We start from the raw sequence: 23,494 nt of genomic DNA on the forward strand, positions 1-23,494 counted from the left end.
TAAGGCAGCTCCCCCGTGTGCGTTTACAGTTGCTTATGTTGCGAATACCGGTTCAGTAACGGCTCGGATAAACGCATCGTCCACAGTCTTTACGCCATACCGATGCATGAACTCACTACCATTGGCAAAGCGATTGAAGCGTTGCTGGCTAATCATGTAAAAATAATCACAGTGGTTAATTACCTCATCAACATTATGCGAGGAAACCAGAATAGCGGTGCCCTCCCTGGCGGCGCCGCGTAGGCATTGCCAAATATAGCGACGAAATTCCGGATCTACACCGGCGGTAGGTTCGTCGAGAATCACGAAGTCTGCAGAAATTGAAAGAAGAGAGAGAGTAAAGAACCAGCGTGTCTCTCCGTAGCTGCATAGCGATGATTTTTTGTTCCATATGTCTTGATATCGGTCAACTATCGCAGGGCTCCACGCACTTAGTTTTTTCAGGGTTTTATCTTGTGTCATGGGCTCGCTTGACGACAGCGCAGTCACCATTTTAAAGATGTCACGCATGCGCAACGGTGGGGGAGTGGAGATGATTTGAGAAAGGTATAAACAGTGACTGAAGTCGTTTTTTATGAAGCCGGACTTTGCTTTTTTAAGGTCACAGACGATATCGAAGAAAGTTGTTTTTCCAGATCCGTTGGGCCCCAGAATGCCGACAATGTCGCCTTGAGTAACCTCAAGAGATGCCTGGGTCAAGAGGGGGTTGTCTGTATAGGAGAAGTCAATGCTCTGCGCCGTGAATTTTTTCATCAGTATCGGCTCCATACGGGATTGATTCTTAGGTGCTTGAACGTTCTGTGCAGTACTGAAATAAATAAAAGAATTATTGCTGTCGTGATGAGTTTGTTGGATTCAAGACCTTGTTCCATTATCTGGCTTGCAAGTGTCAGTGGATTTGCGAGGTTCAAAGTGTCGGTGATGGGGTTTGATCTGCTGGCACTCATTACGCCGAGAATCAGCATGCAGAACGAAAAAATGGAAAGCAAAGTGTTCGAGTTCTGAAAGTTGATCGGTAACAATGAAAATGCAGCCCCGAAAGTGCAAAACATGATAAAGCAGATGTAAAAGCGTAGTGCGATATTCAGTAATTCATTGAGGGCATAGTTTCCAAATGGGAGTTTGGTCGTTAAGTAAAAGGTTGCGCAATAGGATATCGATATTAACGAGTAGGCAATGAAGTGCGATAAAAGAAAAATCAGTTTCGATTCCTTGGAGTAAATGAATGATCGGGTGAATCCACTTTCCCTTCTTCCGATAATGTAAAAGGCGAATCCGAATAATGCGACACTTGAAGAGATGTAGGCATAAAACCATGCCGAAATCGTAATGTAATTGCTGGAAAAATAGTTGGGGTCTTGCCTGGTTGTTGCAAGAAAATAGAACATCGCACAAGGTGATATCATGATCCAGAAAAAAGCGATGGGTTCTTTTAATTGTTCTTTTATGAATATGGATGTTAGGGAGAAAGCTCTGGGCAGAATATTTTTAGTCATTGAGCGTCACTTTTTCAGGCTTGTTGTTTTTTATTTTTCTTTTATTTGTGGGGGCGCTTGGTATTAAGTGGTGCTGCAAGGATTAGTTGATTTTACTGTTGGACGCAAGCGAGAGGGTTTTGTGTTGTAGGGGGATTCCTGCATGCTTTTAAGATGCGTCCTGCATGATGTTAGGAACCTTAGTGGCTTGGTTTTGTTTTGGTGTGGATAGTTTCTAGCGTGGAACTGTGAAATTCCTTTTTGAAACTGTGTTTTAGTTTTAGGCAAGCAGAAATGATCTTGCTATGTTAAGTAGAATATTTCTGTAGGAGTAAATGTGCGTTTCGTACTTTTTTTATGGATTTTTATTTTCTTCAGATGCTAATTATTTTAGAAAGGCGACGAACGGTAGGCCCTATTTTTTGATCGTCCGTTTTGTTCGAGTAAGGAGTGCTGGACGTTACGTTTGAACCGGCCTCCTGTAGGAGCTGCCGCAGGCTGCGATCTTTTCGCTCTGGTCTCAAGAGATCGCAGCCTCGTTTCACTCGACAGCTCCTACACGGTCCTTGCCAGGAAAAAGCCAAAAGAGTACAAATGTACTCCATGACGACTCTGACTCCCCGCCGTACCGCCATCCTGACCTTTATCCGCGATCGCATCGCCGAGCACGGTCAGCCTCCGAGCCTCGCTGAAATCAGCGAGGCGTTCGGTTTTGCCTCTCGCAGTGTGGCGCGCAAGCATGTGCTGGCGCTGACCGAAGCCGGGTTTATCGAGGTCAACCCGCATCAGGCCCGGGGCATTCGCCTGCTCGGGCAGCCGCCGCGGCCCGAGTTGCTGGACATCCCGGTGCTTGGCCGGGTGGCGGCCGGTGCGCCGATCGGGGCTGATGCCGAGGTGCACAGCCGCTTGCTGCTCGATCCGTCGATCTTCTCGCGGGTGCCGGACTACATGTTGCGGGTGCGCGGTGATTCGATGATCGAGGACGGCATTCTCGACGGCGATCTGGTGGGCGTGCACCGCAACCCCGAGGCGCTCAACGGCCAGATCGTCGTGGCGCGGCTCGACGGCGAAGTCACCATCAAGCGCTTCGAGCGGGTCGGCGATGTGGTTCGCCTGCTGCCACGCAACCCGGCCTACCAGCCGATCATTGTCGAGGCCGACCGGGACCTGGCCATCGAAGGCGTGTTCTGTGGCCTGGTGAGGCAAGGCTGATGGGCGCCGTCGTTGCGCTGGATACGCTGTTCAATGGCGGCCAGGTCTGGAAGGGCCGGCCTGCGCCACCGGCCGCCAGCCCGCAACCCACCGGGCATGCCGCGCTGGACGCCGCGTTGCCCAGCGGTGGCTGGCCGGAGGCGGCGCTGACGGAAATCCTGTTGGCCGGGCAGGGCGTGGGCGAGCTGCAACTGGTGTGGCCGACCCTGGCACGGCTGTCTGCGGCGGGCGAGCGCATCGTGCTGGTGGCGCCGCCTTATGTGCCGTACCCCCAGGCGTGGCAGGGCGCCGGGGTCGATCTGCGGCAGTTGTCGATCATCCAGGCCAGCGAGCGCGATGCACTGTGGGCCGCGGAGCAATGCCTGCGTTCGGGCAGTTGCGGCGCGGTGCTGTGCTGGCCGCACAAGGCCGATGACCGCGCCTTGCGCCGCTTGCAGGTGGCGGCGGAAACCGGCCAGACCCTGGCCTTCGCCTATCGTCCCCTCGGTGAAGCGATCAACCCTTCGCCGGCGGCCCTGCGCATTGCCATCGATGCCCGTCCGGCACAACTGCGGGTGCTCAAGTGCCGCGGCGGCCTGGCCCGTTCGGCGCCGATTGCCTTCGCCGTGGGGCATTGAGGTTGCCATGCGCTGGGTCTGCATTGTTTTCCCGCAATTGGCGCTGGACGCGGTACTGCGTCAGCGCGCCGATCCCGATGAACCCCTGGCGCTGCTGACCGGCCCGGCCCAGCGCCGGGTGCTGCAGGCCGTCAACGGCGCGGCGCGGGCGCTGGGTTTGCGTCCAGGCCAGTCCATGAGCGCGGCACAGGCCTTGAGCAAAGGTTTTGTCACGGCTGAATATGACGCTGCTGAAATCGAACACTGGCAGCGGTTTCTCGCCGCCTGGGCCTATCGCTTCAGTTCCCAGGTCAGCGTGCATTACCCCCGGGCCCTGGTGTTCGAGATCGAATCCAGCCTCGGCCTGTTCGGCGCCTGGCCGCAATTCGAAGCGCTTCTGCGCCGTGAACTCGGTGAACTGGGGTTTCGCCACCGCATCGTGGCCGCGCCCAACCCGGTGGCGGCGCGGGTGCTGGCCAACGCCTATGACGGACTGGTGGTGCCGGACGATCAAGCCTTGCAGCATCACCTGGGGCAAATGCCCGTCGACCGGGTCGGCCTCGAAGCCTCGGTCGCCACGGCCTTGTCGCGCATGGGCCTGCGCACCTTGAGCCAGGTGCAGGCGCTGCCCCGGCATAGCCTGGCCCGGCGCTTCGAGGCCCAGGTGCTCAAGCACCTGGATGCCCTCTTGGGTTTGCGGCGGTTGGCGCTGGCGTTCTACCTGCCGCCGGACCGCTTCGATGTGCGTATCGAGCTCAATTTCGATGTGCAGTCCCATCAAGCCTTGCTGTTTCCGTTGCGCCGGTTGACGGGAGACCTGTCGGCGTTCCTCTGCGGTCGCGATAGCGGCGTACAGCGTTTCGACCTGCATCTGGAGCACGCCGGGTTGCCGGACACGCTCATCAAGGTCGGCCTGCTCAGTGCCGAGCGCGATCCGGCGATGCTCTTCGAACTGGCCCGGGGGCGGCTGGAGCAAGTCCAGGTCGAGGCGCCGGTGCGCGGCTTTCGCCTGCGCGCCGAGGATTTGCCGACCTTCGTGCCCCAGCATCAGGAACTGTTCGACGATCGCCCGCAACAGTCCTTGCCCTGGGAGCAACTGCGCGAACGCCTGCGTGCACGGCTGGGGGATGACGCGGTGCATGGCTTGCGCTTCCAGGCCGATCACCGCCCCGAGTGCGCGTGGCAGGCCCGTGCCGACAGCCAGCCTTGCGCGGTGCCGGCCGCGGTGAAACGGCCGGGCTGGCTGCTGACTGAGCCGCTGGCCGTGCATCAGGGCTCGGCGCGCATCCTCATGGGGCCGGAGCGTATCGAGTCCGGCTGGTGGGACGGCGACGACGTACGCCGTGACTATTACCTGATCGAAACCCGTGCCGGCCAACAGGGCTGGGCCTACCGGGCGGTCGGTGAGGACGGCCCGCTGTGGTTGCAGGGCTGGTTCGCATGAGCAGCGACTATGCCGAACTGCACTGCCTGTCGAACTTCAGCTTCCAGCGCGGTGCCTCCAGTGCCCTCGAGCTGTTCCAGCGCGCGAAAAAGCAGGGTTATCAAGCCCTGGCGATCACCGACGAATGCACCCTGGCGGGCATCGTTCGGGCCTGGCAAGCGGCGAAGTCCGTGGAGTTGCCGCTGATCATCGGCAGTGAAATACGCATCGAGAACGGTCCGAAACTGGTGCTGCTGGTGGAGAGCCTCGAGGGCTATCAGGCGCTGTGCCGATTGATCACCCGCGCCCGGCGCCGCACGCAGAAAGGCCAGTATCAGGTGCTGCATGAAGACTTCAGCGAGCCCTTGCCGGGATTGTTGGCGTTGTGGGTGCCGGACGCTGTCGATGCCTTTGAACAGGGGCGCTGGCTCAAACAGGTCTTCGCCGAGCGCCTGTGGCTGGCGGTGCAGTTGCATCGCGGCCAGGACGATGCCCGGCGCCTGGGCGATCTGCTGACCCTGGCCAGGGAGTTGTGCATCGCGGCCGTGGCCAGTGGCGATGTGCACATGCACGCGCGCGGCCGGCGCGCCTTGCAGGACACCATGACCGCGATCCGTCATCACCTGCCGGTGGCCGATGCCGGGTTGCGCCTGCACCCCAACGGCGAGCGCCATCTGCGCAGCCTCGACGTGCTGCAAGCGCTTTATCCGCCCGACTTGCTGGCCGAAACGCTGAACATCGCCCGGCGCTGCACCTTTGATCTTGGCCAGTTGCGTTACCAGTACCCCCGCGAACTGGTGCCGCAAGGACACTCGGCTACCTCGTGGCTGCGTCATTTGACCGAGGAAGGCATCGAGTGGCGCTGGCCAAAAGGGCCGAAAAGCGAAGTGCTGGTGCAGATCGACAAGGAGCTGCAACTGATCGCGGAGCTGGGCTATGAAAGCTACTTCCTGACAGTCCACGACATCGTCCGCTTTGCCCGCCAGCAACAGATTCTTTGTCAGGGGCGCGGTTCTGCCGCCAACTCGGCAGTGTGCTTCGCCCTGGGCATCACCGAAATCGATCCGGATCGCACCACGTTGTTGTTCGAGCGCTTTCTGTCCAAGGAACGTAACGAGCCGCCGGACATAGACGTCGATTTCGAGCATGAACGCCGCGAGGAAGTCTTGCAGTACGTGTTCCAGCGTTATGGCCGGGCCCGGGCCGCATTGACGGCGGTGGTCAGCACTTACCACGCCGCCGGAGCGGTGCGCGATGTGGCCAAGGCCTTGGGCTTGCCGCCGGACCAGATCAACGCCCTGGCCGATTGTTGCGGGCACTGGAGCGATGAAACGCCTCCCGTGGAACGTCTGCGCGAGGGCGGGTTTGACCCCGAAAGCCCAGTGTTGCACCGGGTGCTGAGCCTGACGGGGCAGTTGATCGGCTTCCCCCGGCATTTGTCCCAGCACCCCGGCGGTTTCGTGATTTCCGAGCAGCCGCTGGACAGTCTGGTGCCGGTGGAAAATGCCGCCATGGCCGAGCGCACCATCATCCAGTGGGACAAGGATGATCTCGATGCGGTCGGTTTGCTCAAGGTCGATATCCTGGCGCTGGGCATGCTCAGCGCGATTCGCCGATGTTTCGATCTGCTGCGCCGGCACCGGGGGCTGGACCTGAGTCTGGCGACCATCCCGTCCGAAGATACGGCCACCTACGAAATGATCGGTCGGGCCGACACCATCGGCGTGTTCCAGATCGAATCCCGGGCGCAGATGTCGATGCTGCCGAGGCTCAGGCCGAAGACGTTTTACGACCTGGTGATCGAGGTCGCCATCGTTCGGCCGGGTCCGATCCAGGGCGGCATGGTGCATCCGTACCTTCGGCGACGGAACAAGGAAGAACCGGAGGCCTATCCGTCACCGGAGCTGGAGGTGGTGCTCAAGCGCACCCTCGGCGTTCCTCTGTTTCAGGAACAGGTGATGCAGATCGCCATCGTCGCCGCCGACTACAGCCCCGGCGAGGCCGACCAGCTACGCCGTTCCATGGCCGCGTGGAAACGCCATGGCGGGCTCGAGCCACACAAGGAACGGCTGGCCGCCGGGATGAAGAAAAACGGCTACACCGCCGAGTTCGCCGCGCAGATCTTCGAGCAGATCAAGGGCTTTGGCAGCTACGGTTTTCCCGAGTCCCACGCGGCCAGTTTTGCCTTGCTGACCTACGCCAGTTGCTGGTTGAAATGCCACGAGCCGGCGGCCTTCGCCTGTGCGCTGATCAACAGTTGGCCGATGGGGTTCTACAGCCCGGACCAGATTCTGCAGGACGTACGGCGTCATCATTTGCAGGTTCGTCCGGTGGACGTGCGCGCCAGTGACTGGGATTGCAGCCTGGAGCCGATCGCCGGTGCGCAACCGGCGATTCGCTTGGGGCTACGCATGATCAAGGGTTTTCGCGAGGACGATGCCCGGCGCATCGAGACGGCACGCTCCAAAGGCGCGTTTGCCGACATCGCCGACCTGGGCGAACGGGCGCGACTCGATGCCCGCGCCCAGGAGCAACTGGCCGATGCCGGCGCGTTGCGTGGGCTGGCCGGCGACCGGCATCGGGCACGCTGGGAAGTGGCCGGGGTACAAAAACAGCTGGGTCTGTTTGCCGGCCTGCCGAGCCAGGAAGAGAACGCGGTGTCGTTGCCCAGACCCACCGTGGGCGAGGACCTGCAAGCCGATTACGCCAGTGTCGGCACCACCCTCGGGCCGCATCCGTTGGCCCTGTTGCGCGGTGAGTTGAAGGCGCGGCGCTGCCGCAGTTCGAAGGAGTTGCTGGACGTCGAGCACGGTCGGCCCGTCAGCGTTGCCGGACTGGTTACCGGCCGACAACGCCCGGCCACCGCCAGCGGCGTGACGTTCGTTACCCTCGAGGACGAGTTCGGCAACGTCAACGTGGTGGTGTGGCGCGACCTGGCAGAGCGCCAGCGCCAAGTGTTGGTCGGCTCGCAGTTGCTCAAGGTCGATGGGCGCTGGGAGAAGGAGGGTGAGGTCCGGCATCTGATTGCCGGACGCTTGAGTGACCTGAGCCCGTTGCTCGATGGCATCAGCGTGCGCAGCCGGGATTTTCACTAACCCCGCATTTCCCTGTAGGAGCGAGCCTGCTCGCGGTTACTGAGGACCAAATAGTGGGATCTCCAGTGGCCCGCGAGAATCAGCTATACCTCTATGAAACGAATAGCGCGCAGGATGCTCGAAACAAACGGGTGCAACTTACCGGGATAGAGCCAGCCGATGCAGTTTCTAGAGGAAAGCCACGGGTGCTCCGGGTGGAATGGCGAAATGGCCGGGCGCATTCGTGCGTTCGACTGGAGCCCGACCGAACTTGGCCCGCTCGATTCATGGTCCAGGAGCCTGAGCAGCGCGGTGCAGTTGATGCTCGCGTCCCCGCTGCCGATGGTGATGCTCTGGGGCCAGTCCGGCTACATGATCTATAACGACGCTTACTCCAAGTTTGCCGGTGGGCGTCATCCGTATCTGCTCGGTTCCGCTGTAGAGCTGGGTTGGCCGGAAGTCGCCGAATTCAATCGCCACGTGGTCGACACCTGCCTGGCGGGCGGCACCTTGTCCTATCGCAACAAAGAACTGGTGCTGCTGCGTGACGGGGTTCCGGAAGATGTCTGGATGGACCTCTACTACAGCCCGGTGGCTGACGATGACGGGCGCCCGGCCGGGGTCATGTCCATGGTGGTGGAAACCACGGAGCGGGTGATCTCCGAGCAACGGCGACAAGTGGCTGAAGACGCCTACCGCGCCGACAACGAACGGGTACGCCTGGCGCTCAACGCTGGCGCCTTGCTCGGTTCCTTTGTCTGGGACATCAAGGCCAACGTACTGACGGGTGATGAGCGCTTCGCTCGCGCGTTCTCTTATCCGCCCGGGCAAGACCTGCAAAACCTGTCCCGGGAAATCGCTGAAAGCCGGATCCATCCGGACGACCGCAGTTGGGTCCAGGAACGAGTCACACTATCGGTTGAGACGGGCGAACCCTATAACGTCGAATACCGGATCCAGCGCCCGGATGGCAGCTACCTTTGGGTACTCGCCAGTGGTTGTTGCGAGTTCAATGAGCAGGGCGAGGCGTTTCGCTTCCCCGGCGTGCTGATCGATATCCACGAACGCAAGAATGCCGAAGAGTCCCTGCTCAAGTTCACCCGCAACCTGGAGCAGCGGGTGGCCGATGAGGTCGAGGCGCGGCTGGCGGCGGAGGAACAACTGCGCCAGTCACAGAAACTCGAAGCCATCGGTGGCCTCACCGGCGGTGTGGCCCATGACTTCAACAACCTGTTGCAAGTGATCGCCGGCAACCTGCACCTGCTGGCACGCCATGAGCCGGGTAACGCCAATGTGCAACGCCGGGTCTCGGCGTCGATCGCTGCCGTCGAGCGCGGTGCCAAGCTGTCCTCGCAATTGCTAGCATTCGCCCGTCGCCAACCGTTGTCGCCCGCGGTCTTCACATTGCGGCAGATTTTCGATGGCCTGGCGGAGCTGCTGCTGCGTGCCCTGGGTGAAACCCTTCAGGTTCACATGACGGCACCCGAAGACTCGTGGAATGTGTTCGTCGATCGCAATCAACTGGAAAACGCCATTCTCAATCTGGCGATCAATGCCCGTGACGCCCTTCAAGGCGAGGGCAGGATTGACCTGTGCGCGGAAAACATCGTCCTCGATCGCAAGTTTTGTGCCGCAAAGGGCATTGCCCCCGGGGACTATGTGCGGGTGTCCGTGACGGATACCGGTGTCGGCATGCCGCCACAGGTACTGGCCCAGGCGTTCGAGCCGTTCTTCACCACAAAGGCCGACGGGCAGGGTACCGGCCTGGGCCTGAGCATGGTGTTTGGCTTCGTCAAGCAGAGTGGCGGTCATATCGAAATCGCCAGTGAAGTGGGGCGGGGGACCCGGGTGCAGTTGTACTTCCCGCGCACCTTGCGCGCGGCACCCAGCGAAACGCCGGGCGCTGATGTGCCGCAACGGGGCGGGCACGAGCGCATCCTGGTGGTGGAGGACAATGAGGCCGTGCGGGTAGCGGCGGTGGAGTTGTTGCGAGAAGAGGGCTATCAGGTCCTTACGGCCACCAACGGTGACGTCGCCATGCAAATGTTGCTGGAAGGGCTGGCGGTGGACCTGATATTTACCGACGTGGTCATGCCCGGCCTGATCAAGAGTTCGGATCTGGCGGCCTGGGCGAAAGTGCAGGAACCACCGGTGGCCGTGTTGTTCACCTCAGGGCATACCCGCGACATCATCTCGCGCAACCACCAGCTCAGCCCCGACACCCACCTGTTGAGCAAACCCTACAATCCTGAAGCGCTCAGGCAAATGGTGCGCATGGTGCTCAACGGCTGAAACCACTTGAGCAGACAAAGGTTTTAGCGCCTGTGGGACCGGACGACGAACGGACACCGCTGGTCTGACAGGTGGTCGACAGAACGGGCAAACCGAGGCCATTCTGATAGTTGGTGAACGCAATTGATCGCGTTTCGCTGCCGATCAACTAACGGAGGTGTTCCATGCCGGTGCCCCATGACCTTTATCAGGATCTGAAACGCTCAAAGGAAGAAATCCAGCAGAAACGCACCAAGGATCCGTTACTGGATTCACTGCTTAACAAGTATTCCCAGGCGGATGCCGAAGTGGTGAAAGCAGAGGAGGCCAAGTCCAACGATGACACCGTAAGGAAGCTCAAGGAGACACGTCTGCTGGTCAAGGACAAGATCGTCAAGCAACTTGGCGCGTCGTCCTGACCCACCAGCCTGCCACCGACGACCGGTGGCTGAACAGTTGAAATGGCACAAAAAAAATGGCACCTCGAATGCCCAGAGACCGATGTTACGGCTCTCAACGAGGTGCCTCATGACCCAGCCCGAATATCCCGATGAACTGAACGCTGTCCCATGTGGGAGCGGGCTTGCTCGCGAAGACGTCAGCACAGTCAACACCACTGGTGACTGCCCGTCCGCCATCGCGAGCAAGCTCGCTCCCACAATGGGTCCTGGGTGAGTTCAGACAGGGCGCTTGCTCATTGCAATGCCTTGCTTAACGGCAATCGCACCATGTTCCGGGCTTTCAGCGAACCGAAATACAACCAGTCCCCATATTCGCGCACCGTGGTGATGGGGGAGTAGTTGTTTTTGCTGCCATCCTGCAGGTTGGCGATCACTTTGCCCTCAAGGTCCAGGCCCAGGGCAAATCCGCGTTTTTCCACGGGCTTGGGCAATACGGTCATGGCTCGCACGATCATCTTGCGTACCAACGGATGCGGTGCCGTGGCGTCGAGCAAGGGGTTTCGGGGGGCATACAGGGCTACCCAGAAGCGGTCGCGGCCATTGAACGACAGGTTGTCCGGCAGCCCCGGCAGATTGTCGATGAACAGGTCATGGGTGCCGGCTTTCGGACCGGTGAGCCAATAACGGCTGATGCGGTAGGCACCGGTTTCATTGACCAGTACATAGGCATCGTCCGGACCCAGGGTCACGCCGTTGGCAAATTCCAGCTTATCCAGCACAACCGCCGTCTTGCCGGTCTGGAAATCGTAGCGCAGCAGTCGACCGTCGCCGCCGTGTTCGATCACGGCCTCACCGTCGTGGCCATAGCCGAAGTGGCTCGAAGCATCGCTGAAGTAAGCATAGTGACCGGGTTTGTCGATGGCCACATCGTCGATAAAACTGAAGGGAACGCCGTCGGCTTCTGTGGTCAAGGCCACCAGGCGTCCCTGGGCGTCGAGGGACAACAGACCTTTGACGGCGTCGGCGATCACCAGCAGACCATTGGGATGCCGGGCCAGGCCCAGTGGTCGGCCACCGGTATCGGCCAGGATCTTGGTGTTGTTGCCGTCCAGGCTCGTGCGGATCAGGCGACCGTCGTGCAGGCCGGTGATGAGCGCGTCGTTTTCCAGCAACAAGGCTTCCGGTCCATCGATGTTGGCGGCACCCACGCGTTCCACGTCCTTGAGCCGCTGGTTGTCGGCGTAGATTCCGCTGGTGAGAGACGGTGCAGGTTGTGGCGTCCAGGCCACTGGTCGCACCTTGGTCGGCATCAGCAGCAGGAAGGCGCCGATGACGATGATGGCAAGCAGCAGGCATTTGAAGGTTCTGCTCACGCGCCGACCCCCGTCGCCGCCAGATACTTCTGCGCCATGTCGCGCAATGCCAGCATCGACGCCGCCGATTCCCCATCGATGCGTCGCTTGAGCAGCAACCGGTTGGCAATGCGCATCGCCAGGCCGCTGAACTGATACTCCAGGGTGCGGACGAAGCGGGTGTCCTCGCCTGTGGCATCGCATTCATAGGTCACCACCAGCGACAGGCCGTGATCACCCCGGGCCTCGGCGCTCCAGCGCCGCCCGGGCAGGTATTCCGCTACCTCCCAGCGCAAGTGTCCGTCGCGCCCGCCGGCACGGATGTCTTCCTCGAAACGTGCACCGGCGTGCAACGGACCTTGTGGCCCATCGATGCGCAGCGACGACGGATGCCATTGCGGCCAAAGGGTCACGGTACTGGCGTAGGCAAGTACCTGGACCGGGGTTCCGGCAATGACAATCTGATGTTGCATGCGGGTCATGGGCGTTCTCGTCGGGTTGAGCGGCTCAGGTTCCGGCTCCCAATAGAGGGTGCCGAACAGGTAGTCCATCAGCGGGAAAACGATGTTGAAATTACGCTCCTGCATCAATTCGCGGCGGTGATGCAGTTCGTGCAACCGGCGCATCTGGCGGATCCACGGCAATCGTGTGACCAGGTTGCGCGACGGCAGGTGCTCGCAGGCATGGAACACTTCGTAAACCAGGTAACCGAGGACAAGAAGGCCGCCGACCAATCCGGCGACGTTGGTGTTGATGTGCTTGAGCAGCCACCAGAGGGGCAGGGCGAAGGCGAGGGTGTGCAGCACGATCAGCCACGCCGGAAACAGGATCACTCGCCAGTCGCGGGCGCTGTCGTAGGTCATGTGGCCGGGGGTGAAAAAGCTGTGGTGGTCGACTGCGTGACGGGCATAAAACAGCCGGGCGAAGCTCTTTTTATGATGCCCCAGGTGGCGATGCACCATGTACACGCCGAGGTTGAACAACAGTAGCGTGACGGGTACCGCCAGCCATTCCGCTGGCCGCACCTGATGTACGTTGCTCCAGAAAGCGCTGATCGCTACTGCCCCGAACACCAGGACAAACGCGCCGTGCAGCCAGGGATTGTAGAGCGGATGAATGTCGGCGCGGTAACGGCTGCGGAATCCTTCGGTGGTCTGCCTCACTGCAATCACCAGTCGTTTTTGTTATCTCTTTCAGATTAGCCGATCCCGGTGATTTGACGGAGCGAACCTTGATGACACAACGGCCATGATCCGGTGCAAACCGGTCTCAGGTCAGCGGATCCCAGCGCTGCGACCAGTCTTCGTCGGAATCGATGACCTTGCGCAGCAGGTCGAAGGCGCGTTGCAGCGTCGGCGAGTCACGATCGCGCGAGTAGACCAGATAGGTCGGGTAGTTGAATTCCGGTGCCTTGGGCACCCGTTCCAGGGCGCCGCTTTGCAGATAGCTCTGCACGACGCGGGTGCGGAAGTAGCCACTGCCGCCGTTTTCGAGAAGGTACTGCAAGCCCAGCGGGCCGAGATTGAAACTCAGCGCGGCCTTGGCTTTTTCCGGCAGCGCGGCGTCGTGCTGGCGCCGGAAATCAGCGCCCCAATCGATGTACACATAAGGATCGGGCTTGTCGACCTGGCGCACGAGAATCAGTTTTTCTTCGAGAACCTGCTCGACCTGCAAACGCGGCCAATACTCGGGCTGATACACCAGCGCGGCATCCAGAACGCCCAACTCCAGTTGCCGCAGCAGGTTTTCGCCGTCACGGATTTCCATGCGCAGGGCATGGCTGGGGATGTTCTTGCGGATTTCACCGGCCCAGCCGAGCATCAGCGGATTGCACAGGCTCACCTCGCCACCGATGTGCAGCACATCGTGAAAACCCTCGGGCAACGGCAAATCACGCCGCGCGGCTTCCCAGGTTTGCACCAGTTGATTGGCATACACCACGAACGCTTCGCCGTTGGGCGTCAGGCGGGCGCCGGCACGGTTACGCACGAACAGGGTGCTGCCCAACTGGCTCTCGAGTTTTTGCACCCGCGCGGTGATCGCGGTCTGGGTGACATGGAGTTTTTCCGCGGCGGCAGCCAGGCTGCCATGGCGGACGATTTCGAGGAAGGTGCGGGCGAGGTCGATGTCCATGGGGTGGCCGGTGTGGGAAGTTCAGGCATTGTATGCCCCCTTGCCACAAGGTTCAGCGGCGGGCAGGCAAAAACGACGAATCCCGCCACTAAGGGCGGGATTCGTTTGCAGCAGGCACACTCCCGAAGTTCGGGAGCCAGGTGCTTACGACGGGAACAGTTCGGACAGTTTCATCGCCAGCATCATGTCGCCTTCAGCGCGCAGTTTGCCGCCCATGAACGCTTGCATGCCGTCAGTCGAACCGTCGACGATGCCTTGCAGGGTTTCGCCGTCCATCACCAGGGTAACTTGTGCGTCCGGGTTCTCGCCTTCCTGCAGTTCGCAGGTGCTGTCCTTGACGATCAGCGAGAAGTTCTTGGTGTCGTCGATGCGGAAACCGAAGACCAGGTCCAGACCGGCAGCAGCGGCTGGGTTGAACTTGGCTTTCATTGCTTGTACGGCATCAGCTACGGAGGTCATGGTTCGATCCTTTCTTGGGTAATAAGAGCTGGGTGATTACAGCCAGGGTCACAATAGTCCGGACTCAGCGAAACGTGATGAGTTCCGGGGCCTTCAACAGTTGCAGGTGCGCATGACTGTTGAAGGAAGCCAGGGACACCTCGCGACCACGAAACTTAAGCTGGTTGAGCGAGGTGTTGACGATTTGCCAGTTCAACTCAAAGGCCTGCCGGGCAGGCATTTGCGTAATCAGGTGGAGCAGGGCAGTGATGGTGCCGCCGGAGGTGAACACGGCGATTTTCTGGGTGTTGTCGGCCTGGTCGAGGATGCGATGCAAGCCGGCCTGCACCCGTTCGACAAACCCCAGCCAGCTTTCCAGGCCCGGTGTGTCGTAGGTGCCGGCCAGCCAGCGCTCGATGATCAGGGCGAAGATACGCTGGAACTCAGCGCGGTTTTGCGCAGCGTTGCGCAGGATGTCCAGGGCTTCGGGTTCGTCCGGCAGCATGGCCGGCAACAGCGCGCGGATCACCGCATCGGCGTCGAACTCGTTGAAGGCGGAGTCGGTTTCCAGCAGCGGCACCGACAGGCCCGCCGCGGTGAATTGCTCCAGCGCGCTGTTGGCCGTGTGCTGCTGGCGGCGCAGGTCGCCCGCCAGGCAGCGGTCGAAGCTGATCCCCAGTTCGGCCAGGTGGCGGCCAAGGATTTCAGCCTGACGAATGCCGGTCAGCGACAGCACGTCGTAGTCGTCCGCACCGAAGGAGGCCTGGCCATGTCGAATCAAATAGATGCTGCCCACGTCCGCGTCTTCCCGGTACGTTGAAGGTTTGGCGAGGTTATGAGGATGGCGGTGTGCTGTCAATGAAAAAACATACGCTTGTTTGAAATGCTCGTTACACGCCTGTTGCCAGAGGTTTCACGACTGGTCGCAAGGTCGGCGCATGGGTATGCTGGAGGTATCCCGCGCGCGTTCAAGCCGCGCATCGTTTGAGGAGTCCCTGTGGAGTTTTTTTCCGAGTACGCCATTTTTCTGGCCAAGACCGTGACCCTGGTGATCGCCATTCTGGTGGTCCTGGCCAGTTTCGCGGCCTTGCGCAGCAAGGGGCGGCGCAAGTCGTCGGGCCAGTTGCAGGTCAGCAAGCTCAATGACTTCTACAAAGGGCTGCGCGAGCGCCTGGAGCAGACCTTGCTCGACAAGGACCAGCTCAAGGCCCTGCGCAAGACCCAGGCTAAAACCGACAAGAAACAGAAGAAAAAGCCCGAGGCCAAGCCCCGGGTGTTCGTGCTGGATTTCAATGGCGATATCAAGGCTTCGGCCACCGAAAGCCTGCGCCACGAAATCACTGCCTTGCTGACCCTGGCCACACCGAAGGACGAAGTGGTGCTGCGCCTGGAAAGTGGCGGTGGCATGGTTCACAGCTACGGCCTGGCCTCCTCGCAACTGGCGCGTATCCGTGAGGCTGGCGTGCCCTTGACCGTGTGCATCGACAAGGTCGCGGCCAGTGGTGGCTACATGATGGCGTGCATCGGCCAGAAGATCATCAGTGCACCGTTCGCGATCCTCGGCTCGATTGGCGTGGTGGCGCAGTTGCCCAACGTCAACCGCTTGCTGAAAAAGCACGACATCGACTTCGAAGTGCTGACCGCCGGTGAATACAAGCGCACCCTGACCGTGTTTGGCGAAAACACCGAGAAGGGCCGGGAGAAGTTCCAGCAGGACCTGGACATCACCCATCAACTGTTCAAGAACTTCGTGTCGCGCTATCGCCCGCAACTGGCGATCGATGAAGTGGCCACCGGCGAAATCTGGCTCGGTGTCGCGGCGCTGGACAAACAACTGGTCGACGAACTCAAGACCAGCGATGAATACCTCGCCGAACGCGCCAGCAAGTCCGAGCTCTATCACTTGCATTACGCCGAACGCAAAAGCCTGCAGGAGCGCATCGGCATCGCCGCCAGCGGCTCGGTCGATCGCGTGCTGCTGAGCTGGTGGAGCCGTTTGACCCAGCAACGCTTCTGGTAATTCTGCGTTCAATGGGCTAATAGCAATTGTCCGCTTTGGTACCATGTACGATTAAAGGACCTTGAACGATGCCATGCAGGCAATGTTCAAGGTCTTTTTTATGGAGACTAAAAACTTAAGGGCGAAAGTGTTTATCCGGTGCTCAGAGCTGCCATGTTATATTTGGAATCCGGACTAGTCCGCGATTGATATACCAATCCAGGATCCTGCAATTATCGCCATAAGTGGCCAGCGCCTGGAGCAGAGATTCAATGTCGGCAAAGCGAGTTTTATACATGGTGCCGATGCTTTCATTTACCGGATAAACACTATCGTATTCAACCCGTATTGGAAATGCCACTGGTCCTGGCCCAAAAGGTTCATACTGAAACTGGAATCTATACATGTGGTCGAGTATAAAAATCCCGGGTTCATTGAGTTGCTCTTTTAATGTAGTCGGTAGATCAGGGTATGAAGACCATGGCAGTTCGATACTGTCCATTTTACCTGGAACCTGTTTAAGTCCATTTGACTTAAGGGCATCAAGCAGAGTCTCGAGACTCTTGAAACGAACATGATCAATGTTTGGCCATTCTTCGTGTTCAATATAGATGAGAGTGCTGTCAGTCTTGATGGGGACATAGACAATATTACCGCTGGCATCGCAGTATAAAATGGCGAGATAACTAAAGTTTCTTTCATTCCAAAGTATTTTGAAAGCGGAGTTGCGAGCTTCGTCGGTGATATACATCGTGCAAAATCCTTTTTGCGGTAGTTGAGTTTTCATACTCTATCGCGAAAAATAAACAACTTTGCGCGGAATATATTACCAGGATTTTCAAAGCAATATTGCGACGCTGGTTGTCTGGCCGGTCAGTTCGTTTGAGTTGGGTCCCGCTTTTTTAGCCTGCGAATGTCTGCCCGATGTCCTCCACGGCCCGGCGAAATCTCTGTAGGCAGCAGGCGACCGTTCCTGCTTTCGGCAGCGCGGCTGCTGGTTATGTTGATGCTCCAGAATAATTGCCATGGAACGCACATGAATGACCATCGGACACCGCTTCATGCCGAACATCTGCCGCTGCGCGAAACACTGGAGTCTGTGGTGAGCGCGGCTTTGCCGCAGTCTCCCGAGCAGTTCGGTGCGCAGTTGATCCAGGAAAGGTGGGGACAAGACATCGACCCGCAAAGCGCCCTGTTGGTCACCCTGGATTATCGCTACCGGGGGCATCCGCCGCAGGACGGTATCGAGCAAGGCCAGGTGGCAAACTCGCAAACCCTGGTGCAGGCGCTGCTGGCGAACTACCAGAGCGTCGCGGACGGGCGTATTGCCGAAGGTCTGTTGGACTTGTTCACACCGCCCGATGTCGGTCCGTCCATTCGTATCGTGGAGCATGTCGATGAATTCGCCGACCACGGCAATGGCAACCACCACACCTACGAAGGTATCTATCGCCGGACCACGCCTCAGGCGTATGGGCCGGCAACGCAAATTACCCTGAGGCCGGCGGCGTTCAAACAGTGGGTATGGGATCTGGATTTGCAAACCCGCTATCAGGCTTACCTTGATAGTGCCTGGCCCTCCGATAAGCGAATCCTCCAGGCGGCGCCTTTCGACCTGAGAACCTCGACCAGGGCCGCCTTTATCATGAGCGCCTGCCTGCAACATCAGGAGGGCAGCTTGAGTCAGGAGGGCCTGGCCTTGGCCATGCAGGCCGCCGGTTTGCCAGCGGAGCAGGCCTGGAGTACGTTGACTATCGATCAGATGCAGGCGCCCACCCGCATCAGCGCGCCGATCGAAGTCGGTCGGCTGACGATCTATCGCTACACATCGGACGATATCTGGTGTTACCGCCATCGTCGCAGCGGTCGGGTCTTGTTGAACATTCCCGGCAACTCCTCACCCCTGCATGAATTCGCCGACTTGCCGCATCTGCGCCAATGGATCGTGGCCCAAGGCCGGGTTGCCGCCACACGGCAAGCGCTGGTCGCGCATTTTGCCGAGGACGATCGTGAAGATGGCACTTTCCATGCGGGCGTATCGACGGCGTTGGAGGGCATGGCGGTTTACCCGAAGGAGCACTGGCTGACAAAGAACGCCGGATTCTTCAACAATGACGGTTTCTGGGACCCGCAGGACTACATCGACCTTGAGCGTGCGCCGACCGGTACCGATCCGTTCGCGCAACTGGTGCTGACCATGAAGCAGGCTTCCATGGCCAGTGTCAAAACCATCCGCAACGATGCCCAGGTCAATCGCGACAACCTGAGCGCGGTGGTGGAGCCGCTTGTGCAGTGGATCAACCGGCTGGGACCTTTGGCATTGTTCATTCCGGGAGGAGAGGGCGTCCTGGTGCTGGCGGGGCTGATCGACGCCGGTTACGGCCTCGATCAGGCCATCAACGGTAAAACACCCGGGCAGCGCTCCGAGGGGGTGACGCGTACAGTGTTCGGCCTGCTCAATGCGCTCCCGCTGGCCGGGGCGGTGGCAGCACTCAAGGGCGAAGAGAAAATCGCCGGGACGTTGCACGAGTCGGGGGAGCCGGGGAGCGAGCCACTTCCCGCAGCGCCGGACGAGCCCATGCCCGATACGTCTGAGGTGCCCGTGCCGACACGTGTGGAACTGATGCGTGGCGTTTGCGCACCGCTTGCTGCCTTCAGTGATGAGGTATTGGCACGGATCGCCCGGATCAGCACGGTCGACGACGATATGTTGCGCCTGATGCAGACCGGTCGCCCGCTGACGCCGACGCTTGCCGACACCATCACTCGCTTCAAGCTCGATCAGGAACTTGAAGCCGTCGCCGATCCGCAAGCGCGGGCCGGATTGTTCAACGCCCGCTATCAGGCGCTCCAGCACTCGGACCAGGATTGGATTCGCCTGTTTCAGCGCGAATACAAGGGTTTGCCGAAAAGTGCGGTGGAGCAGATCCTCGACCGTTCAGGGGTCGACATCAATCGGCCCGTCGATGCTGACGAGGTGCTGCAACTGTTCAAGCGCCTGGACAGCAAGGCACGCGAGTATCAGCAGCATGTACGACTCAACCGGGCCTATGAGGGGTTGTACTTGCGTTCGGTCAGCCACCCCGATTCCGATGTCCTGGCGTTGCACTCCCTGGAACGCCTGCCCGGTTGGCCGGAAGGATTGCGCATCGAAGTGCTCGACGGGTCGATCAGTGGCCGGGTCCTGGACCGTTGCGGCCCGCTCGATTCGGCGGATTGCCGGCGCTTGATCAAGGCCGGTGATCGCTATCGGTGTGCCACGGTGGCGGCAGCCGACGGTGAAGGTACGGATCTGTTTGCGGCGCTGGTCGAACTATTGTCCGGGGAGGAACGCGCGGCGATGGCGCTAAACGCGCCCGACGTGGCCAGCCAGTTACGCCTGCGCATTGGCGGGCACGCCTTGTCTCGTTCCGAGCTGATACTCGGCTTGAATCGAATGGATTCGCGGTTGCCCTTCGACGCCAGGGGGTTGCGCGGCGGCGGCTTTCCAAACACGCCACAGGGCGCTGCGCTGGCTCACGAAATCATGCGCATGCAGGTCAAGGATCTGTATCCGGAGTTCACCGATGCCCAGGTGGACGAGTTGCTTCTGACGGCAGGTGCCCGGGCGCAAGCGCTGGTGGATCGCCTGACGCTCGAGGTGCGGCAGTTGCATGCCGATCTGCGCGACTGGGTCGACCAGACCGTGCTGGATGTCGATGACATGGATGTGGAGTTTCTGGTTGTGGGCGATGACGCCGCCGCGGGCATGAATCCCCGGCAGGTGGCGGCGCACAATGCCGAACTGCTGCAAACCGTGATCGATTCCGAGCGTGAGGTGCGAAATGAACTGGTCGAGGAGTTGATGAGCATTTGGCAAAAATGCCCGCCCGGGATCAATCGAGTCATGTCCGGCGAGGTGTGCAGCGGATACAGGCTGGACCTGGGGTACGAGGATTTCCATCGCTTGCCGACAATGAACGTTCGCTTCAATGACGTCGTCGAGCTAACGATGCAGGGCTTGCACCTTGTCGAACGCGAGAGTCTGAGCGCTTTTCTCGAAAGCTTTCCCAATCTGCACACCCTGAACCTGAAACGAGTCGATCTGCGCCGGCTTAATGCAGGCAATGTGCTGGAGGGGATATTGCCTGCACCGGTTCGGCAAATGACTCGACTCACAACGCTCAACCTGAGTTCCGCCTTTCTTCAGCTTCAGGAGAACACGGCTTCGCAGTTTCGTGATCTGCCGAGCTTGCAAACGCTGGACCTGAGTGACAACCCGTTGACTGTCCCGCCCGTGGTATTGGGGCTGAATGAGTTGCGTGTGTTGAACCTGAGAAACACCGGGATCAGTCATTGCCCGATTGGCGTCGCCGATCAGCCGTATCTCACCTCGCTCGACTTGCGAGGCAACCGGATCAGTCGGGTTCCCTACGCAATAATGATTCAGGCGATCTCCCGGGACCGGGTGAAACTGTGGGGCAATCCGCTGACGGATGAAGAGACGTTGTTGCGCCTGGTGGATCATCGCGAACGCACCGGTATCAACCTGTGGCTGAGCGAGCCGGGTACCGATTACGGCAGTGCGACACCCTGGTTGCAGGAGGGTGATGAAGGCGTGCGCGAAGCCCGGCAACAGATCTGGCAACGATTGGCCGTCAAGCCATCGGGCAGTACGTTGCTCCGGGTCATGGATGGATTGAGTTTGACCGCGGATTTCCAGGTCGGCTATCGGTCGCTGCAGGCGCGGGTGTGGCGTTTGCTGCAGGAAGCGGATGCGTCAGAAGAGCTGTGGGGTTGGTTGCGACAGTGTGTCGAAACGCGGATGGGCGATGCGCAGAATCCGTTCCGGTTGTTCGTGGTGCTGGAGGATCGAGTCCGGCTGTACCGCGATTGGGTCGCCATGGGGCGGCCGATGCCGCTGGCCGACTATCCACCGTTTTAGCCGGGAAGGTGAAACGCCTTGAACCCCGGGCCGGGGTTCAAGGSGTGACGGTCAGCGACGACGGAACAGCGGTAGCGGTTCGTCGGTAGCGGCCTGATAGGACACCGAGAAGTCCTTGAGGCCTTCAAGGGCTTCGTGCGGGTCTTTGTCGGCGCGAATGGCGAACGCGTCGAAACCACAGCGATGCATGTAGAACAACTGGTCACGCAGCACGTCGCCAATGGCCCGCAATTCGCCCTTGAAACCGTAACGGTCACGCAGCAGGCGGGCATTGGAGTAGTTGCGGCCGTCGGTGAATGCCGGGAAGTTCAGGGCAATGACCTGGAACTGAGCCACGTCTTCGCCGATTTCCTCGGCTTCTTCATCGGCGTCCAGCCAGATGCCCAGGCCGCCGTCGCGGGCCAGGAGCATGCGGCTGTGTTCGCGCCACAGTTGCAACGGAACGATGTAGTCGTCGCAGTTGGTGATTTCGTCGATGTTGAAGTCCTTGGGCAGCAGGTGCCAGGTCTCGTCGACGACCTCGTTGTTCTTAATGATTCGCTGCATAGACACGCTCCTTGAAGAGGTCGATACCAATACGCTGATAGGTGTCGATGAAGCGTTCGTCTTCGGTACGTTGTTCGATGTACACGTCGATCAGCTTTTCGATCACGTCAGGCATGGCTTCCTGGGCAAAGGACGGGCCGAGGATCTTGCCCAGGCTGGCGTCACGGCTGGCGCTGCCGCCGAGGGAAACCTGATAGAACTCTTCGCCTTTCTTGTCCACCCCCAGGATGCCGATGTGGCCGACGTGGTGGTGACCACAGGCGTTCATGCAGCCGGAGATGTTCAGATCCAGTTCGCCGATGTCGAACAGGTAGTCCAGATCGTCGAAACGACGCTGGATCGATTCGGCGATCGGGATCGACTTGGCGTTGGCCAGGGAGCAGAAATCGCCGCCCGGGCAGCAGATGATGTCGGTCAGCAGGCCGATGTTCGGCGTGGCGAAGCCTTGCTCGCGCAACTCGCCCCACATGGCGAACAGCTTGTCCTGCTCGACGTCGGCCAGGATGATGTTCTGCTCGTGGGAGGTTCGCAGTTGGCCGAAGCTGTAGCGGTCGGCCAGGTCGGCCACGGCGTCGAGCTGTTTGTCGGTGATGTCGCCCGGTGCAACGCCGGTCGGTTTCAGGGACAAGGTCACGGCCACATAGCCCGGCTTCTTGTGGGCCAGGGTGTTGCGCACGCGCCAGCGGGCGAAGCCCGGGTGCTGCTGGTCGAGTTCGGCCAGGGCGGCGCTCTGGTTGTCCAGTGCCTTGTAGTCCGGGTCGACGAAGTGCTTGGCGACGCGCTGCACTTCGGCTTCGGTCAGCGTGGTCTGGCCACCGCGCAGGTGCTCCATTTCCGCATCGACTTTCTGTGCGAAGACTTCAGGCGTCAGCGCCTTGACCAGGATCTTGATCCGCGCCTTGTACTTGTTGTCGCGACGGCCATAGCGGTTGTAGACCCGCAGGATGGCGTCGAGGTAGCTCAACAGATCTTGCCACGGCAGGAATTCATTGATGAATGCGCCCACCACCGGCGTACGGCCCAGGCCACCGCCGACCAGCACACGGAAGCCCAGTTCGCCAGCGGCGTTGTGCACCGGCTCAAGGCCGATGTCATGGACTTCGATGGCGGCACGGTCGGAAGTCGAACCGTTGACGGCGATCTTGAATTTACGCGGCAGATAGGCGAATTCCGGGTGGAACGTGGTCCACTGGCGCACGATCTCGCACCATGGGCGCGGATCGATCAGTTCGTCGGCGGCGACACCGGCAAACTGGTCGGTGGTGACGTTGCGCAGGCAGTTGCCGCTGGTCTGGATCGCGTGCATCTGCACGGTGGCCAGTTCAGCGAGAATGTCCGGAATGTCTTCCACGGCCGGCCAGTTGAACTGCACGTTCTGCCGGGTACTGATGTGGGCGTAGCCCTTGTCGTAGTCACGGGCAATTTTGGCCATCATTCGCATCTGGCGCGAAGTCAGCTGGCCGTATGGCACGGCGACTCGCAACATAGGCGCGAAACGCTGGATATAAAGGCCATTTTGCAGGCGCAGGGGGCGGAATTCTTCTTCGCTCAGCTCGCCTGCCAGATAGCGTCGGGTCTGATCACGGAACTGCTTGACGCGGTCCTCGATGATCCGCTGATCGTATTCGTCGTATACGTACATATAAGTCC

18 protein-coding genes are annotated in these 23,494 nt (G+C 59.9%); 9 read left to right on the plus strand and 9 right to left on the minus strand.

The genetic code is table 11. From position 1 onward, the window contains the following. Positions 1–33: 33 nt before the first annotated feature. Complete coding sequence (locus ASD95_RS14185) at positions 34–753, minus strand: AAA family ATPase (RefSeq protein ID WP_056724373.1); 720 nt, start codon at positions 751–753, stop codon at positions 34–36. A 651-nt stretch (positions 754–1,404) separates the two neighbouring features. Between ASD95_RS14185 and ASD95_RS29175 the strand changes: the two genes are divergently transcribed. The 7 genes from ASD95_RS29175 to ASD95_RS14220 all read left to right on the plus strand — a co-directional run bounded on the left by ASD95_RS29175 (position 1,405) and on the right by ASD95_RS14220 (position 10,470). Then, positions 1,405–1,563: a hypothetical protein gene (locus ASD95_RS29175; protein ID WP_156385767.1), complete on the plus strand. Its 159-nt coding sequence runs from the start codon at positions 1,405–1,407 to the stop codon at positions 1,561–1,563. A 506-nt stretch (positions 1,564–2,069) separates the two neighbouring features. Beyond that, positions 2,070–2,687 (plus strand): transcriptional repressor LexA, encoded by a 618-nt coding sequence (gene lexA, locus ASD95_RS14195; protein ID WP_007987463.1) that lies wholly within the window; start codon positions 2,070–2,072, stop codon positions 2,685–2,687. Next, complete coding sequence (gene imuA, locus ASD95_RS14200; RefSeq protein ID WP_056724376.1) at positions 2,687–3,304, plus strand: translesion DNA synthesis-associated protein ImuA; 618 nt, start codon at positions 2,687–2,689, stop codon at positions 3,302–3,304. The genes lexA and imuA overlap by 1 nt, the downstream gene beginning before the upstream one ends. Positions 3,305–3,311: 7 nt before the next feature. Continuing rightward, entirely contained in the window at positions 3,312–4,727 is a 1,416-nt protein-coding gene (locus ASD95_RS14205; protein WP_056724378.1) for a Y-family DNA polymerase, read from the plus strand. Further along, positions 4,703–7,801 carry an error-prone DNA polymerase gene (locus ASD95_RS14210; protein ID WP_162252417.1) on the plus strand — a complete coding sequence of 1,033 codons (3,099 nt, stop codon included), beginning with the start codon at positions 4,703–4,705 and terminating at the stop codon, positions 7,799–7,801. Before ASD95_RS14205 ends, ASD95_RS14210 begins: the two co-directional genes overlap by 25 nt. A 159-nt stretch (positions 7,802–7,960) precedes the next feature. Next, on the plus strand, positions 7,961–10,072 hold the full coding sequence (locus ASD95_RS14215) for a hybrid sensor histidine kinase/response regulator (RefSeq protein WP_082562953.1): 2,112 nt from the start codon (positions 7,961–7,963) through the stop codon (positions 10,070–10,072). A 164-nt stretch (positions 10,073–10,236) separates the two neighbouring features. Further along, positions 10,237–10,470 carry a DUF465 domain-containing protein gene (locus ASD95_RS14220; protein WP_008050666.1) on the plus strand — a complete coding sequence of 78 codons (234 nt, stop codon included), beginning with the start codon at positions 10,237–10,239 and terminating at the stop codon, positions 10,468–10,470. A gap of 275 nt (positions 10,471–10,745) precedes the next feature. Here ASD95_RS14220 and ASD95_RS14225 read toward each other — a convergent pair whose 3' ends face one another. The 5 genes from ASD95_RS14225 to ASD95_RS14245 form a co-directional block, all read right to left on the minus strand. Further along, on the minus strand, positions 10,746–11,825 hold the full coding sequence (locus tag ASD95_RS14225) for an SMP-30/gluconolactonase/LRE family protein (protein WP_056724384.1): 1,080 nt from the start codon (positions 11,823–11,825) through the stop codon (positions 10,746–10,748). Then, positions 11,822–12,967 carry a sterol desaturase/SRPBCC family protein gene (locus ASD95_RS14230; protein ID WP_056725091.1) on the minus strand — a complete coding sequence of 382 codons (1,146 nt, stop codon included), beginning with the start codon at positions 12,965–12,967 and terminating at the stop codon, positions 11,822–11,824. The genes ASD95_RS14225 and ASD95_RS14230 overlap by 4 nt, the downstream gene beginning before the upstream one ends. 106 nt (positions 12,968–13,073) lie before the next feature. Further along, complete coding sequence (locus ASD95_RS14235) at positions 13,074–13,937, minus strand: LysR family transcriptional regulator (RefSeq protein WP_056724386.1); 864 nt, start codon at positions 13,935–13,937, stop codon at positions 13,074–13,076. Positions 13,938–14,081: 144 nt separating this feature from the next. Next, positions 14,082–14,396 carry an SCP2 sterol-binding domain-containing protein gene (locus tag ASD95_RS14240; RefSeq protein WP_007946492.1) on the minus strand — a complete coding sequence of 105 codons (315 nt, stop codon included), beginning with the start codon at positions 14,394–14,396 and terminating at the stop codon, positions 14,082–14,084. Positions 14,397–14,460: 64 nt separating this feature from the next. Next, positions 14,461–15,171, minus strand: a complete 711-nt coding sequence (locus ASD95_RS14245; RefSeq protein WP_056724388.1) for a histidine phosphatase family protein — start codon at positions 15,169–15,171, stop codon at positions 14,461–14,463. A 201-nt stretch (positions 15,172–15,372) separates the two neighbouring features. Here ASD95_RS14245 and sohB point away from each other — a divergent pair, with 201 nt between their 5' ends. After that, a complete protein-coding gene (sohB, locus tag ASD95_RS14250; protein ID WP_056724390.1) occupies positions 15,373–16,395 on the plus strand; it encodes a protease SohB in 1,023 nt (340 codons plus the stop codon). Between the two features lie 142 nt (positions 16,396–16,537). On the opposite strand, the gene ASD95_RS14255 is transcribed toward sohB, so the two are convergent. After that, positions 16,538–17,125 carry a hypothetical protein gene (locus ASD95_RS14255; RefSeq protein ID WP_056724392.1) on the minus strand — a complete coding sequence of 196 codons (588 nt, stop codon included), beginning with the start codon at positions 17,123–17,125 and terminating at the stop codon, positions 16,538–16,540. A 285-nt stretch (positions 17,126–17,410) separates the two neighbouring features. Here ASD95_RS14255 and ASD95_RS14260 point away from each other — a divergent pair, with 285 nt between their 5' ends. Then, entirely contained in the window at positions 17,411–21,298 is a 3,888-nt protein-coding gene (locus tag ASD95_RS14260) for a dermonecrotic toxin domain-containing protein (protein ID WP_056724393.1), read from the plus strand. Positions 21,299–21,349: 51 nt separating this feature from the next. On the opposite strand, the gene ASD95_RS14265 is transcribed toward ASD95_RS14260, so the two are convergent. After that, positions 21,350–21,844 (minus strand): DUF934 domain-containing protein, encoded by a 495-nt coding sequence (locus ASD95_RS14265; protein WP_056724395.1) that lies wholly within the window; start codon positions 21,842–21,844, stop codon positions 21,350–21,352. Beyond that, entirely contained in the window at positions 21,828–23,486 is a 1,659-nt protein-coding gene (locus ASD95_RS14270) for a nitrite/sulfite reductase (RefSeq protein ID WP_056724397.1), read from the minus strand. Before ASD95_RS14270 ends, ASD95_RS14265 begins: the two co-directional genes overlap by 17 nt. Positions 23,487–23,494 lie beyond the last annotated feature (8 nt).

This window comes from Pseudomonas sp. Root71, assembly GCF_001429045.1.
In the GTDB taxonomy this organism is placed as follows: Bacteria; Pseudomonadota; Gammaproteobacteria; order Pseudomonadales; family Pseudomonadaceae; genus Aquipseudomonas; species Aquipseudomonas monachiensis.

Bases quoted from the DNA above. Each gene is read 5' to 3' on its own strand.
- ASD95_RS14185 (WP_056724373.1), bottom strand. From the start codon at position 753: ATGAAAAAATTCACGGCGCAGAGCATTGACTTCTCCTATACAGACAAC.
- ASD95_RS29175 (WP_156385767.1), top strand. From the start codon at position 1,405: ATGATCCAGAAAAAAGCGATGGGTTCTTTTAATTGTTCTTTTATGAAT.
- lexA (WP_007987463.1), top strand. From the start codon at position 2,070: ATGTACTCCATGACGACTCTGACTCCCCGCCGTACCGCCATCCTGACC.
- imuA (WP_056724376.1), top strand. From the start codon at position 2,687: ATGGGCGCCGTCGTTGCGCTGGATACGCTGTTCAATGGCGGCCAGGTC.
- ASD95_RS14205 (WP_056724378.1), top strand. From the start codon at position 3,312: ATGCGCTGGGTCTGCATTGTTTTCCCGCAATTGGCGCTGGACGCGGTA.
- ASD95_RS14215 (WP_082562953.1), top strand. From the start codon at position 7,961: ATGCAGTTTCTAGAGGAAAGCCACGGGTGCTCCGGGTGGAATGGCGAA.
- ASD95_RS14220 (WP_008050666.1), top strand. From the start codon at position 10,237: ATGCCGGTGCCCCATGACCTTTATCAGGATCTGAAACGCTCAAAGGAA.
- ASD95_RS14235 (WP_056724386.1), bottom strand. From the start codon at position 13,937: ATGGACATCGACCTCGCCCGCACCTTCCTCGAAATCGTCCGCCATGGC.
- ASD95_RS14240 (WP_007946492.1), bottom strand. From the start codon at position 14,396: ATGACCTCCGTAGCTGATGCCGTACAAGCAATGAAAGCCAAGTTCAAC.
- ASD95_RS14255 (WP_056724392.1), bottom strand. From the start codon at position 17,125: ATGTATATCACCGACGAAGCTCGCAACTCCGCTTTCAAAATACTTTGG.
- ASD95_RS14260 (WP_056724393.1), top strand. From the start codon at position 17,411: ATGAATGACCATCGGACACCGCTTCATGCCGAACATCTGCCGCTGCGC.
- ASD95_RS14265 (WP_056724395.1), bottom strand. From the start codon at position 21,844: ATGCAGCGAATCATTAAGAACAACGAGGTCGTCGACGAGACCTGGCAC.
- ASD95_RS14270 (WP_056724397.1), bottom strand. From the start codon at position 23,486: ATGTACGTATACGACGAATACGATCAGCGGATCATCGAGGACCGCGTC.